Origin of the sequence: Ralstonia sp. 22111, from assembly GCF_052045895.1 — a bacterium.
In the GTDB taxonomy this organism is placed as follows: domain Bacteria; phylum Pseudomonadota; class Gammaproteobacteria; order Burkholderiales; family Burkholderiaceae; genus Ralstonia; species Ralstonia wenshanensis.
The window spans coordinates 56,879-72,360 of the sequence record NZ_JBQEPR010000012.1 but is presented as its reverse complement, the minus strand read 5'-3'; the positions used below and the strand labels follow the sequence as shown (position 1 = coordinate 72,360).

At 59.9% G+C, this 15,482-nt stretch carries 3 protein-coding genes and 1 pseudogene; all 4 read right to left on the bottom strand.

Annotated elements, in window-relative coordinates:
- Positions 1-260 precede the first annotated feature (260 nt).
- The 4 genes and pseudogenes from ACTJK4_RS23195 to ACTJK4_RS23180 all read right to left on the bottom strand — a co-directional run bounded on the left by ACTJK4_RS23195 (position 261) and on the right by ACTJK4_RS23180 (position 15,322).
- Complete coding sequence (locus ACTJK4_RS23195; protein WP_433868144.1) at positions 261-671, bottom strand: hypothetical protein; 411 nt, start codon at positions 669-671, stop codon at positions 261-263.
- Between the two features lie 522 nt (positions 672-1,193).
- Positions 1,194-1,481, bottom strand: a pseudogene (locus ACTJK4_RS23190) (DDE-type integrase/transposase/recombinase); the annotation flags it as partial.
- A 164-nt stretch (positions 1,482-1,645) separates the two neighbouring features.
- The gene (locus ACTJK4_RS23185) at positions 1,646-2,125 is read right to left on the bottom strand and encodes a hypothetical protein (protein WP_433868145.1); all 480 of its coding nucleotides are present in this window, start codon (positions 2,123-2,125) and stop codon (positions 1,646-1,648) included.
- Between the two features lie 9 nt (positions 2,126-2,134).
- Complete coding sequence (locus ACTJK4_RS23180) at positions 2,135-15,322, bottom strand: LysM peptidoglycan-binding domain-containing protein (protein ID WP_440819091.1); 13,188 nt, start codon at positions 15,320-15,322, stop codon at positions 2,135-2,137.
- Positions 15,323-15,482 lie beyond the last annotated feature (160 nt).

Here is a 15,482-nt window from a genome sequence, read left to right as displayed (position 1 = left end):
CGGGCGGCCGCCATAGGCACCTATCACGCGATCCTTGGCCGGACTGCGAACGCAGTCCGGCAGCCCTGTGTACCAACGGGCGCCTTCCCGCATTTCATCCTAAAGAAATACTAGTGTGTTGTGGAGCTTGCGACCGGCTGAGCATTTGCAGCAGTCTTGGTCGCCGGCAGCGGATAGTTACCTAGATCACATCGCGCCAAGGCATTTCTGCATGGAGAGCCCTGCCTTGTTGCCGCCTAGTGGAGCCTCCTGTCGATCAACTACTTGCTAGACATAGTCGCCGAACTAATGATCTTTGTCGCTGCAAGTTTTTTCTTCGCGCTTTCAGGAGATACCTGCTCGATCTTCGCGCACGTCATATTTGGACTGATCTCGAAATAGTTCGCTTGGCCGCCCACTGCGACAAATTGCTTGCCGTCCTCTTTCCACGTCGGGGACCAACCTCCAAAACACTTCACGGATACTGTGTGCTCGCCCGCCGGAATCGGAAACTGCGTGTTCTCGCCGGAGCGAATACTAAAGACATCCTTACCGTCAAGCGCAACGTAGTAGCTATTCGTCGCACCGACCAGGCTGCTCGTGCGAATGAGCACCAGCGGCGATGATGGCGCGCCGGTGGCGATTGCCGGGAGTTCGCCGATTCGGCCGGAGGTTGCGCAACCGAAAAGCATGGTGCAGAGGACTGCGATTGCGCTAGTTCTTAGCATGGGTAGACCCCTTGTTGAAAAATTCTTTCTTCGATCATCTATGCTCAACGTCATTCTCTATGGACGAAATAGAGCTGCGCACTGCGCCCTATTCGGGTTACGGCCTTAGCGTCGGCCCGAACGGGTTCGCCATACGGACGACTTGCACGGGCTCATTCTCGAAGACCCCTGCCCTCGACCACATGCTCTCACGAAGCTCCCAACTGAGCTGCGTTCCACGTAAGGCCGCAAGGATCTCGTCCTTTACATCGACCATCTCCCGGGGCCGTCCCGCGATGCCGTCCTTGATGAGGCTCGTGGATACTTCAACCCATTCGATGTCTCAAAGCGGAATTGGCCCACCCGGCCCCTCTAGATAGCCCTCCGTCGGCATAGTCAGAAGTTGCCCCCAACGCCCCTCTTCCGTCGAAGCGCCCCCTCTCCAAGCAACGCGAACCCAACAACGAAGTTGCGATACCAGCCCGCACAGTGGCGACCAGTACCAGCGAACTCCGGACCGTTGTCCACCGTGATGGACGCGGGCAAGCCTCGCATCTCCTTCAGCCGTTCAAGCACTTGCTTCATCCGCAAGCCCGGCAACGAGATATCAACATTGATGGCCACGCACTCGCGCGTGTAATCGTCGACCACGTTCAGGCAGCGGAACCGACGACCATAGGCCAGCCCGTCGGACACGAAGTCCATCGACCAGCTCTGGTTCGGACCCGTTGGCATCGGTAGCGGCTTGCGCTCGACCGCAGCAATGCGCTTGCGTCGCCGCTTGCGCACGCTCAGTACTAATCTCCGGGGGCAGGTCGAATCAAGCAAATGCACGAGAACGAGGACGTGCGCCGCGAGGTGGCGCAGAGGATTTTTTTGGATCTCGGCCTTGTACCGGCACCCGACTGTGAAGGACCTAAATCGGGCGGCACCAGCGCACCCGAGACATTAGGCTTACCTTAGGAACTAGGATTCCCTTTCGACACCTGCACCAACTCGACGTCGACTTCCGTTAAACACTTCTCCAAGTATCTCGGAACAGGGGCATCAACGTAGTCCTGCGCGACCAGGAACGGATCAAGCATCGGAGTCGAGCTGTTGAGGCGGGCAAACCGCCCCACGACGTAACGACCAAAATAGCGTGATCCTTGAATGTCGTTCACGTACCAGCAGCCGCCATACTTCTGCACAAAATATTCGCCGATGAAGTACCCCATCCGGGTAAGCAGCCAAGACCTATCTTGCGCGTCAGCTACCGCCATCGATTGCAGCGCCTTGTCCAAGTACGGCACGAACTGGTCGGCATGCCTGAGAATCTCATGTGCCGGGCTAATACCCAGCTTCTCGGCAAAGTCCACCAGCACAGGCATTAGTTCTTGATAGAACTGCTGAAATCCTGCTCTTCGCTTCTCTAAGAGAAGCATCTCTTCAGATGTCATTGCACACCATCAATGGTAAATCACATGCGGAATGCCCTTGCCCGTCAGGTACTGTGAAAGCTCAGGCGAAGGAGGCGCGTCCAGGAAGAGCCAATTTGGCTGATAGCCGCGAACATTCGTTTGTAGCCAACTATCTTTAAGAGCTTGCTGTTGTATCTGCTCAGTCAATGGAACAAATTGTTGCGTTGGCTGGCCGTTGATCGTCGTCCACTGCTTATACATCTTGATTTCGTTGGCCTGAACTCCAGTAACCCCAGCGACCTCCGTCTGTACGGGAGCATCAACATAACGCCCACCCGAGCCTACGATTTGCTCCCCATTGAACTCTCCTGCCGGCACAGGGAAATACTGTTGACCGGACGAGCCATATAGCTCTTGACCGTACTGCTCCGCCGCTTGCCAGCGAGCCGGCCCCGACATGTTCCGAATCTGAGACAACGTGTTTGTTGTCGGAGTATACGTCAGCAATAGCGGCTGATCAGCCGGTTGCAGGAGCGGATTACCAGTGCTGACGAGTGGCTCTCGTAGCGCCGTACTATCAGCTTCCCCACCCAGCCTCACCATCCCCTGCTGATAGCGCAATGTAGTGCTCGGACCGCTCAGCGGCCTGGTAAGTGCTGCTTCCAGCCCCAAACCTAAGTTGCGAGCCGCGGTGATGCCTTGTCGAAGTGCCGGGCCAACCTCCCCGGCAAACGGGACAACGGTAGCAACAGTCTCCAACGGCGTCGTCGGCACCATGGACTGCGTCAGGTTACCTTGCCAACGGTACAGACTGGCCAATCCGTTCAGTCCGATGCTGTCCAGATTCTTGGCCATATAGTTGGTATAAGTGCCCGCGCTTTGCTTGAGCGCCACCAAGGCACTTACATCGCTGCCGGCCCACTGTCCAAACCTGATCGATCCGTCTCCCAATGTGTTCGCGATTGGGGCAGCGTCCGGGTTGGTCAGAATGCCAAATTCGTCATAGATGCCAGCGGCACTTGGCGGCTCTATCGGCGCAGCAGCGCTGGGTGCAGCGTTGCTTCTGGCGAACCCCAGCCCGGAGTAAACTCCATCAGGCACTTCATCGCGAAACACATGGCTGAGCGAAGTCCGCACATCGTCGGACACATAGCCCGGAGACACAACTTCAGCACCATCCGTCAAAGGATTGACGGTGTACGAGCCATTGGGCGTCACCACCCTTTCCGGCAGCAATAGATGTACAACCGCAGCTCCACCGTCTCCTCCATCGGAATTCACGCCCTGTTGCCCGGACGCAGTCAATGCGTTCGCTGCTTGTGTCGCAATGGAATCGTACGGCGCCCCACCAGTAGAGGTGAGAGCTGCAGCAACTGCAGAGATGCTGCTCATACCTGCAACGGTCGTTCCTGATACCAACCCAGCGGGCGCATCGCCCAAGGCCGATTGCACTGCCGTGTTGTCGGCCCCGACGAACATCCCAGTAACCGGCGTTTTGTCGAGATAGTTGTAGCTAGGTGCCGAGCCGTACAGTTGGCCATCCCACGCCTGCGACGCGGGCGCGCTATTAGCCTGTGCAAGGCTACTGCCCAGCGCATTGCCAAACGCATCCGTGGCCACAGAGAGCATATCCACGCGTCCGCCGCGCATCGCCGCCGTGGTCGCGCCAGCAGCAACACCGCTCAACATGCCTTCAACAAACCTTCCCGATGACGTCGCCTCAATGGCTCCGCCACTGGCAGCGTTCAGTCCAGCAGTCGTTGCCGACCCTACCGCCGCGCCCGCCGCCGCCGCAACTCCTTGCCAACTGAAGCTGTGCTGCAATCCAGTCGCGACGCCTATGCCCTGCGTCACAACGCTGGTCAGAGCGGCACCGACGACGGCATTGCCGGCAACCGTACTCACACCCGCGCCAACGCCTGCGCTCACCGCACTCAGCGCAACCGACTTCCAGTCGAAGCCGTGTTGCACGCCGGTGAGATTGCCTAAAGCCTGGAAGGCGATCGACCTGACTGCGCCTTGGAGCGCGAGACTGCCGAGGCTGCTTGATGAGGCCTCGGCTGCAGCGCCTGCATCCGCCACCCCTCCTGCGCCAACCTCCGCCGCGCCGCCCGCGGCCGTTTCCGAACCAACCTCAGCCGGCAGCGCCTCGTACTGCTGGGCGATCACCGTCACCACCACCACGATGATCGTGATGATGATGCCCAGGGCCCCGCAATCATCACCACCGTCGCCTGCCGGCGCCGGCAGGTTCGGGCTGGTGCTGCCCTCCACCTTGCTCGGGTCGTACGGTGCAAAGGTGTTGGCCGTGTTGTGCGTACCCCCCACCCGCGTCGGGATATTGATGATCTGTCCAACCCGCAGGTCCGAGTTACCACTCAAGCCGTTGGCCTGCGCAATCTGGTACCAAAGCTGGCTGTCGCCATACGCAGCCTGCGCGATGCTCTGCAGCGTGTCGCCGCTCTTGACCGGGTATTGCCCTGTGGCAGCCGCCGGGTAGCTGTTCGTCACCGGCTGGTAACCCAGATCAAAATTGCCTTGGGTGACGTAGTTCGGATCGCCGTCACCATTGGTGGGCGTCACTGCGTCCGTTCCTACGCCGTAGGTGCCCATCACCTGGCCGTTGACCACCAACTGGTTCAGCAGGTTGCCTTGCTGGTTTTTCTGCAGAATGTGGCCGTTGGCGTCATTGACGAAGCTGCGGTTGTTGGCACCCTTGGTGCTGTCGCTCAGGCCAATAAGGAAGCCATTCGCGTCGTATTGCTCTGCCGTGCTACCGCTGCTACCGTCGCTGCTCGATGCACTCACGCCACCTTCCTGGTAGCCCTCGTACAGTGCTTGGCTATAGGTGTAGTCGGTGGTGGTGCCGTTTTGCGTGACGCGGTAGCCCAGTACATTGCCGGCGGCGTCGTAGGTGGACACTTCCGCCGTGTCAGTGATCGTTTGGGTGGTATAGGTCGGGTTGCCCGATTCATCGAGCACCGGGTTGCCGGACTCGTCCAGGATCGGAGTCTGCACCGTGTGCGTGCCCGTCACCACCGTCTTCTGGTAGCTGACGTCGTAACTGCGGGTACTGTCCACCTCGTTGACAACGTGCTGGCTCAGCACCCGCCCTGCGGGGTCATAGCGCGTGACGGTGGCCGTGCTGCCAGGCTGGTTGGTGTTGCTGCCAGCCAGTGCTTCAATATATGACGCGTGCAGCGTGCCAGTGTTGCCGCTCGACACGATGGTGCCGCTTGCCACGCCCGTGCCGTCGGGCGGCAGTCCCACCGGGCCACTGGAGACCACTCGGTTGGCACCGTCGTACCGCCGCACATCCAACGTGACGGCGTGTGCTTGGTCCAGCGCAACTTCGCTGAATACCGGCTTGGTGATGGTGACCGGGTTACCGGACTCATCCAGCACGGGGTTGCCGGACGCGTCGAGTTTCGGCACTTGCACAGTACCCGTCTGCTGCTGGCCGTAGGCCCCAATCGAAACCGTGGACAGTCGATTCTGATTGTCGTAGCCGTACCAGGTGGTCGTCAACCCGGTGCGCGTAGTGTACCCCGCCAGATACGGGTCACCCACCGGGTCGCCCGATTCATCCGTGTTCTGGCTGTATTCGGGCACCACAGACGTACCCCAGCTCTCGTCTGAGACACGGTTACCGTTCTTGTCGTACGACAAGATGTGGCCCTGGCCAGCCGTGATGTTGTTCAGATCCCCCGCGTTGCCGTTGACTGCGCCGTCCACCAGAATCTGGCGGTTCATGGCGTCATATGCGAACCACTGGTCCTGCGTATGTGCCGCGGCGTCATACACGACGTGGCTGCCAATCTGCACGGTGTCGTAGATGGGGTTCCCCGAGTCATCGAGCACTGGGTTGCCCGATTCGTCGGTCCGCAGCACCTGGCCGTAGTCGGCCACCGTGCGCTGGCTCTCGGTGTTGTACGTAGTGGTCTGGCGTAGCTTATTGCCGACCTTGTCGTAGCTGATATCCAGGTTGACGCCGTCCATACCTTCCACATGGGCGAGACGCCCCAGCGTGTCGTACGCGACGAGCTGGTTCTGGTAGGTAACACCGCCCTGCACTGTTTGCTCTCGCACATGCTGACCGGCGGCGTTGTAGGCGTAATAGGTCTGCTGGTTGAGTGGGGAGTTGTCGTCGATCTCGATCAGCTGGCCAGCGGCGTCGTAGTGGTACGCCAAGTTCTGTCCTCTGCTGTTGGTTTGGCCGACTAGTTGCCGCGCAGCGTCATAGCCGAACTGGTAGCTGGCGCCACCAATGTCGGTGTGGCCCGTCAATTGACCGAACGAATCGTAGGTCCAGGTAGCCAGCTTGCCGTTGGCATCTTGCGCGCCTGTCTGTTTGCCCTGGGCGTTGAAGGTAGCGGTGCGGCTGGTACCGCCGGCATCCGTTACGCCAACCACGTTGCCGCGCAGGTCATAGGTGTACAACATGGTGACACCCGTACCGTCGGTCTGAGTGAGCTTGTGTCCTAACTCGTCATACGTCTGCGTGGTGACTAGTGACTTGCTGGCGGTCTGAGATACGGAATTGTCCGCGCCGACCGTGTACGTAGCGACCGGCGCCGATGTACTTGATGTGTATTGGTAATCAACAACCCCGGTTTTGGTGATGTTGCCGGACGTGATTGATGTTTTGCGGCCCAGGTGGTCGTAGCCGTACTCGGTCATGTTGCCGAGCGCGTCGGTCAATAGCAGTTCGTCGCCAAACGCATCGTAATCGTGCTGCACCACGCCGCCGTCGGCGTGTAGTTCCTGCACGAGCTGACCGGCGCCATCCCACACTTGGCCGTTGATGTTGCCGTTGGCATCCTGCACAGCCACCTGCCGCCCCAACGCGTCGTAGTAGATCTGCGTGACCGGGCTCTCGCTGCTCCAGTTGCCGTTGCCGTCGGGCTGCGTCTTGCGCACAACCTGATTGTTGGCGTTGTACTCGAAGTGCGTAACCCACGCCGCGTTGCGAACATCACTCTGCGTGATGACGTTGCCCCAGCGATCGAAGGTCTGGTACACCACTGGGCGGTAGGCACCTGCGTCGGTGCTGTCGTAGCGCACTGCCAGCGTTTGCTGCGTGGCACGGCCCAAGAGATCCAGTTGGCTGTCGTTGCGGCGTAGCCCGTTGCTGCCCTGCTGATCGACGCTTTGCGCACTGCCAAACTGCGACAGGTCTGTACTGCCCGCGCTCGAAATCTGTGCAGTTTGCCGGCCTTGCAAGTCATACAACATGACTTTGACATTGCCGTCGCCACTGTTGGTACGCCACAGGCGGCCAGCGTTGTCGTAGTTGAAGTAGGCCTGATATTGCGGGCCCGTGCCCGTGGTGAAGGTTCCCTGCGCAACCACCTCACCGAAGGCGTTATACGCCATGCCAGTGGTGACGGAGCCGGCCTGTTGCTGACTCTCCGTCACGATGTTGCCACCGTTCACCACGCTGGTGGATGCCGGCGTGATGATGGCCGTCTGCTGGCCCAACGCGTCGTACTGGAAGGCGGTGTACAGCGTGTGGCCCACACCATCGTTGCCCGTGATCGTCTGCCAGGTCTTGGCTAGATGCCCCGATGCGTCATACGACATATAGACGCTGTGGCCATTGGCATCCGTCGTCTCCGTAGCCTTACCGTGACTGTCGTACTGCGTCAGCGTCGTCCGGTCACTGGCACCCGAGTACAGGCTCATCACAATCGCATCATACGAGCCACCATAGTACGAGTTGGTATCGACGCCATTCTCGAACTCTGTCTGAGACACCACGTCGCCAAAGGCATCGTGCTCAAACACGGTAATCGGTGAAGCCGAGCTCCAGCCCACTGTCGGATTGGACGAATCCGAGCTGGAGTCAGAGAACAGCATACGTTGCGGCGCCACCACCATCAGCGTGCGGCCAAGCGCGTCGTAGTAGGTACTTGTGGTGTTGCCCAGCGGATCAGTCACCTTCGTGAGGTTTCCAACAGCATCGTAGCTATACCATGTGGTCACATCCGAGCGGCTCGTTCCCACAGCAGGCTGACCATCAGGACCCGTCGCCTGCACAGTGGAATGCTCGACACCTACCCGCGTCATACTCGTCTTCTGGTTCAACGCGTCGTAGGTGTAGAGCACCGTCCGATCATCAACGCTGGTGGCCGGGACAGGTAGCGCAGCCGTGGTCCAACCCACCACGGCTTGCGCATATTGGGTCTGGCTGACAATGTTGCCAGCCGCATCAAAATCCTGAGTGGTGACGTAACCCAGAGCATCGACCGTGCCGATCTGCTGGCCGCGCTGGTCGTAGTAGTTTGTGGTGGTGGCCCAGACATCATTGGCCGCGTCATCGAGCACCGACGCCTGCACCACTTGGCCAAAGGCATTGTAGGCATTGCGCGTCACCGCCGCTGCCACATACCCTTGGCCGGCACCGTTGTTGACCCACGTTGCAGGCTGCGTGACCTGCGTGGCCCGGCCCAATTGGTCATATTGGGTCGCGATAGTGCGGTCTGCCCCGCCAGGCACCAAAGCTTGTGCCACCTGGGTTGCCGTCGGCACATTGGCGCCAGAAGCCGTCACTCCGGCGTTCACTCCAACGGCATTGGCGTACCGAGTCAGTGCCGTGACGTCACCAAAGGCATCGCGCTGATACCCTGTGACATAGCCCAGCGCATCCACGTCGTAGCTAACACGGCCAAGGTTGTCGTAGGCTTTTGTGCTGACGTTGCCGGCCACATCGATGTTGGCGACCGCATCGCCGAAGGCGTCATAGACAACCTGCGTGGACAGCGTCTGCACTGTTTCGGACCGCGCGCCAGCGCCTGCGCCGTCCGTCGTCAGGTTATTGAGGTCGCTGGCGTTGTACACGCCCACAGGTGGGTAGATTGTCTTGGTCTGCCGGCCCAGCGCGTCGTACTCATAACGCGTGGTGCGTTCGCTGCTGGTGCCGGCCGCCTCGGTGCGAGCAGTCAGGTTGCCCAACGCATCGTACGTGAAGCTCGTAACGAGGTTGACGAAAACCGTAGTGCCCAGAGCGGAAGCGTCGGAGCCGTCTCCGGGCATACTACCCTGGCCAAAGCGGCCACCGTTCATCCAGTCCACGAACATGCCGCTCAGCACCAGATTGCCATTTGCATCGCGGCCCAACGTCGTCACACCAACGGAGGGCGTAGTTTCGCTGCTCAGACGCCCTGCCGCGTCGTAGGTATACGTCCACTGCTTGCCGCTCTTGTTACGGAACGACACTTTTTCCCCGAGACCGTTGTAGCTGTATTCCTCGTAACTGTTCTCCGCGTCGGTGGAATCCTGCAGATTGCCCGCTGCGTCGTAGCTGAAGGCATTGGTTTCGTCTGCGTTCCCGTTTGCCACCACGGCGGCGGCAATGACGCTCGCGTCAGCCCCCACCGTCAGGCCAGTGGTTTGCTGGGCATACAACGTCGTGGCGACGAGTTGCCCCACCCCGTCGAAGACATTCTGCGTGACGTAACCCAGCGCGTCGACGCTGTATACCTTATTCCCTGCTGCATCGAACGCGCTCAGCGTGGTGCGGTCTGCGGAGGCGTCCGGCGTCAACAGTGCTTGAATAGCCTCAACCCCTGCGCTGGTCGGCAGGGATGCGGTAGCGATACGGTTAGCGAAGGCAGTGGTGGCAATTACTCGACCATCCGCATCATAAGTAGCCTGCGTCACCGCCCCGCTTGCATCAACGGTGAGGATCTGACGGTTCGCCAAATCGAAAGCCGCACGCGTTATACGATCCGCGCTGGCATCCGAAACGATGGCTGCAGCCAGAGCCGCAGCGCTTGTCGTCGCACTAGATGCCGTAGGCGCTGCGACCGGGTTGGCATAGGCGATATGCGCAACGACATTGCTGTTTGCGTCATACACCACCTGCGTCACGTTGCCCAACGCGTCAACGGTATAGGTCAACCGATCGGCATCATCATAGGCCATCAGAGTGACCCGATCTGCACCGCTCGGCGCCACGCTGGAAAGTGCGGCCCCGGACGCAACCGGCGTCGCATAGGCTACCAACTTGACCAGATTGCCAGCCGCGTCGTACACGCGCTGGGTCACGGCACCGGTGCCGTCTGCACTCCAAATCAACCGATTGGCTGCGTCAAAGACATTCCGCACGCTGGCATCTGAAGGCGACCCCGCAACTGAGCCAAGCGCTGCGGCAACCGCCCCAACCGTCGCCGGCGTGCTGACCGGAATTGTATTGGCATACGCCGTACGACCAACGACATTGCCCACGCTGTCATACGTCTGCGCGACCACCGAAACCTGGCTGCCATCGCCTGTACTGCTGAGCGTGTAAACAGCACGATTAAGGGCGTCGTAGGCAGTGCGCACCTCCCTGTCTTGCGACGGGTCGGAAACGACCGACGGCACAGTACCCGGCGTCCAGGACGTCAGATCAACTTGATTTGCATAGCTGACACGATCGACAACATTGCCGTTGCCGTCATAGACCAGCTTGGTGACATCGCCCAAGCCATCTACGCTGTACGTCAACTGCCCGCTCGCGTTGTAGACGTTGTATTGGACAGCATCCCAGCCGGCCATGTAGTTCATGTCGGCGTCGGCGATGGCTGCCACGCGGCTGTCCAGCACGGCGACGCTGACACTGTTGCCCAAACCAGTCAGGTCGATGGGCACCACATAGCGCATTTGCGAGGCAACGCGCCCGTTGGCGTCATAGGTGGTGTGTGTGATGTTACCAACACCATCCACCGCGTACACAACACGATTGTCCGCGTCATATGCGTAGCGCGTGACGTTGCCTTGCGGGTCAGTCCTGGCAACGACATTGCCGTCGTTGTCATAGGTGTAGCCAGTCACCAGATGCAGACCATTCGGGTCCGCAATGGTTTGCGTGCGACGCCCCTGATTGTCGTATACGTATTGGGTCGTGGTGCCGCCAGGGCTCACCACTGTAAGCAACTCGCCGCGCTGGTCGTAAGCGTAAGTCGTGGTGAGGTTCAGGCCGTTGGGGTCGACGGTCTGGCTGACGACCTGGCCTGCCAGGTCATAAGTGGTCTGGGTAACGATGCCATTGGCATCGGTCGTGCTGATCTGGTGTCCCTTGGAATCGTACTGGTACGTGGTAACGAGATGCAGGCCGTTGGGGTCGAGCGTCCGGCTGAGCAGCCGGTTGGCCGCGTCATAGGTGTAAGCCACCTGATTGCCGTTGGCATCGGTGGTCTGGATCAGCCGATCAGCCGCGTCGTACTGATTGGCCGTTACGGTCAGCGGTGTGGTGGTGGACAGCAGGTTGCCATCTTGGTCATACGCGTACGCGGTCGTATTCCCATTGCCATCCGTCACGCTGGCAGTCTGGCCCTCGGCGTTTTGCACGGTCGTCATGCTGACGCCGTCCGGCGAGGTCACCGTGAAGCTGCGCTGGGCTGTGTTGTAGCTGTATGTTGTCTTGTTGCCCAGCGCATCGGTTTGCGTCAACACCCTACCGAAGGCATCGTAGGTGCTACCGCGCGTGGCACCAGTGGGGTCTGTGACACTCACCAGCCGACCAAGCTGGTCGTATTGTCGCTGAACAACGTTCCCATTCGCATCGGTCGAACTTACCAGACGCCCGAACGCATCGTATTGCGCGCTAGAGGCAGAGTTCCAGTCACCCGCATCCGCAAGCGTACCGACTTGCAAGCCTCGACGGTCAAACGTACTGGTCTTGGTCGCACTCTTGGCGCCATCAATAAACTGCGTAGTAGAAGTTCGATCGCCGAAGGCGTCGTAGCTGAACGTGGTGGGGCCACCCAGCGCATCCTGCGTCTGGATCAACTCCCCATCGGCGTCATACCAGAACTGGGTAATGCTGTTGTTGCTGCCCCCAGCCCACATCGCGCTATCAAGCGCTGCGGCTGCGGGTTGATTCGCGACGGCTGACAGTATCCCTCCCCGCAACGCAGCCAACGTGACCGAGTCAAGCGAGTTGTCATACTGGATGGTGCACAGCAAGTGGCCCAGCGCGTCATACTTGTTCTCTGTGACGTTGCCGACCGCGTTGACGGTATAGCGCAGACGACCGACATCGTCGTAGAAGAACACCGTGCGATTGCCGTTGGCATCCGTTTGGCTGGTGCGCCGCCCAACTGCGTCATAGGTGTATGTGGTGCCGTATTGCTGCCAGATCGCATCGATCTGCGCCTGTGTCTGATTGCCGGTGATGAGTGCGGCCCCCACACCACTGAGTTCGGCCACAACGCGCCCTTGCACGTCATAGCGAGCCAGCACGGTACGTTGATCGGCGGTATTCAGCGCCGTCGTGGTGCTGATCAGGTGACCAACACTGTCGTACCCGTACTGGGTGATGGTACCTTCGGCATTGGTCTGGCTCGCCAAGCGGCCGAGAGCGTCCCAGGTACTGGTGGTAACGTGATCTTCCGAGTTCGACGCCGGGCGCAGGCTGACCAGCGTTGACGCAATCGTAACGGGACCATTGGCTATGTTCGCGTAGCGGATGGTTTGCACAACGTTGCCATTGGCGTCGTAGACGGTCTCGGTCAGATAGCCATCGCCATCAACCGCCCCTACCACTTGGCCGCGGTCGTTGTAGAAGACGTAGGACGAGATGTCAGTGGCGCTGGAAACAGGCAGCAGACCTGCAAGTGATTCGCTGTTGCGTGCAGCAACCACGGCGTCGGCAATACTCGCTGCATCGGTGAAGCCTGGCACCTTGCTGGCATAGGCGATAGTCTGTACCGGCTGCCCAGCGGCGTTGTAGCGCACCTCCGTCAGATAGCCTTCACCGTCAATGGTGGCGCGCAACAGACCGTCGTTGTCGTAGATGCGCGTGATGCTGCGGTCTGCTGCATTCTGGTTGACGGCAACAACCCCCGGCTGTCCTACATTCGGGCTACCTGCGAGCGCCAACGTAACATTGGTGCCGTTGCCCAGTTGGCTGGTATCGACCGCCGTCGCAAACTGCGTCACCGCAACTACGCGCGATGCGCCGTCGTACTGCGTCTGCGTGACATTTCCAAGCGCATCGACTTGCCAGGCTACACGCCCGGCGGTGTCGTAGAAGTTCCAGGAACGTGCATCCTGACCGTTGGCAGCGGGCCGAATCGAATCCAGCGTCACAGGAGTGACGCCTGCAGGTGCAGCTTCAGGATTGCCGTTATAGGCTGTCGTTGGATGGCCAGCTGGATCGACCAGCTTAGTAACGTCAACCCGTGTGGCGTAGCCAATCGTCTCGGTAAGCTGATTGTCCGCGTTGTAGACGTACTCGGTCAGCTTGCCGTTTGCATCGATGTCGGCGACCTTGCGACCTGCTGCATCGTACAAAAACCAGCTGTACAGATAGGTGGAATCCTGGGTCATCACCAGATGACCGTTCGCATCGTAAAGGTAGTTCGTCGTGCGCAAATCACCGGCAGATGACGACTGGACCACGCTGATCAGGCGTCCCGCCCTGTCGTAGATCGAAGTCGTTGCCAGACCGTTGGCGAGTGTCACCTTGGTCCTGGCGTTGGCATCGTCATACTGCGTCAGCGTCGTAGCCGAAAGACTGCCGTCCGCGGACCGTGTCGTTGACGATACAACGCGGCCCAAGCCATCGTAAATCGCCTGGCTAACGGTCTGGCCGTCCGGGCTCATGGTTTGCAGCAGCAGACCTCGTTGGTCATAGATGTACTGCGTGACCGCCGCAGTGCTGGCCACCCCATTGCCCGCAGCGTCGACGCTGGCGTAGGTGGAAGTGCTCTGCAACTGCCCCCGGAAATCGTACGCAAGGTCGGTGCGCTGGCTTTGCGTCAGGTCTTGGCCCGATGCCCAGCTCTGCATCTGCGCCTCGGTTGGCGATGCAGTCTGCGCGAGAGCCAAAGTGTCGTACGTCGCTGCGGAGTACGCGATGGCAGCCATCCGCAGGCCCTGGCTGTTGTATCGGTATTCAGTAACGCGACCATCAGCGCTGATGGTGAAGCGCAGCAGATTCTTGTTACCTGCGTCGTACACGTAGCGCGTCGTTTGTGCTTGGCTTGCAGCAACCGCGCCGCTCGCGGGCGTCGCATATACCGTTGCCGTCAGAACCTGATTCTGATCGTTGTAGGTGCGCGTCTGTGTGTCGCCAGCGCTATCGACCCGGCTTGTGAGATTGCCGTTCGCGTCGTACTCAAAGGTAACCGTGTTGCCAAGTCCATCCGTTACCGTCGCAACGTCACCGATCGCGTTGTAGGTATAGTTCAACTGCGTGAGACCGGCAGAATTGGCTGCCGTCACACCACTACGCATCTGCGTGAGTTGACCCTTGGCGTCGTATTGATAGGCCGTCGACACCCCCAGCGGATCCGTCACCGTGGTGCTATTGGTGGTCGTGTCGTAGGAGAACGTCGTGACTCCACCATCTCCGTCGGTCATGGTGGCAACACGATAGTCGCCATTGACAAGCGCATACGTAAGAGCGAGGCTGCTGCCATCGCTCTGCGACACGCCCGTCACGCGTGTGCTTGCACCATCGTAGCTGTAGGTCGTGACGTACGTTGCCAGCACGTCACTGCCGCCGGGCACGTCGCCCGTCGGGTTCAGATTGACGCTGACGGTTTGAAGCCGGTTGAGCGCATCGTAGGTGTAAGACACCTCGGAGAGGACCTGTCCCGACTGCAGCGTTGTGCTGACAGCTGTGAGGAGACCGTCCGGCGAATACGTGTAGTTGATCGATTCGCCGTCCGCGTTTGTCGTACCGATCAGCCGATTGTTGGCATCGTAGGTGTAGGTCAGCGTATTGCCGCTCAGATCGGCGGAGGACAAGAGCAAGCCAGCTCCACTGCCCTGGTACGTCTCCGTGCTCCCAGTGGCACCATCTGTCCAGGTGTAGACCGCTGACGCCCCCGTCCCGCTTGCGCTAATCGTATCCAGCGCGGATCCGGCAGCCATTGCAGCAACGTAAAGTTGGCGGGTTGCGTCCCAGCTGTAGACATTGGTCGACCCGTCGATATCGGTCCGCACCAATGTTCCGGCGGCACCCACGGAAATCGACTTGTGCGGCCCTTCCGCCCAGCCGCCGGCATTGTTCGGGTCGAAATTGCCTTGACTGTTATAGGTGCGCACCGCCGCCGAACCGGAGCCCACCCCGGCTAGCCAAGCATCCTGGTCCTGCAGAACCAGATCGCCTGTCGCAACGTTAACGTAGCCACGCTCCCCGTTTCGCCCTTGCGTGGCCGTACCGATTTGCCCGTTGTTACCCAGCGTGGCCAGCGATCCCAGATTCAGGCCCAGGTTGTTGCCACTGACGATTGCTACCATGGTGTCGCCGCCCATTAAATAAGTTGGTGGTGCCCGAATGCCCGACCCGGGCACCCGCCAAATGTTTTGCACTTGACCAACTTATCCAGCAACGACTGAAAAAGTTTAGGGTGATTCACCTCCGCGGTGGCTTCGAATTCAGGGCGGCCGGTAGCAAGGA

Coding starts and splice junctions, on each gene's coding strand:
- ACTJK4_RS23195 (WP_433868144.1), bottom strand. CDS start 671: ATGCTTTTCGGTTGCGCAACCTCCGGCCGAATCGGCGAACTCCCGGCA.
- ACTJK4_RS23185 (WP_433868145.1), bottom strand. CDS start 2,125: ATGACATCTGAAGAGATGCTTCTCTTAGAGAAGCGAAGAGCAGGATTT.
- ACTJK4_RS23180 (WP_440819091.1), bottom strand. CDS start 15,322: ATGGTAGCAATCGTCAGTGGCAACAACCTGGGCCTGAATCTGGGATCG.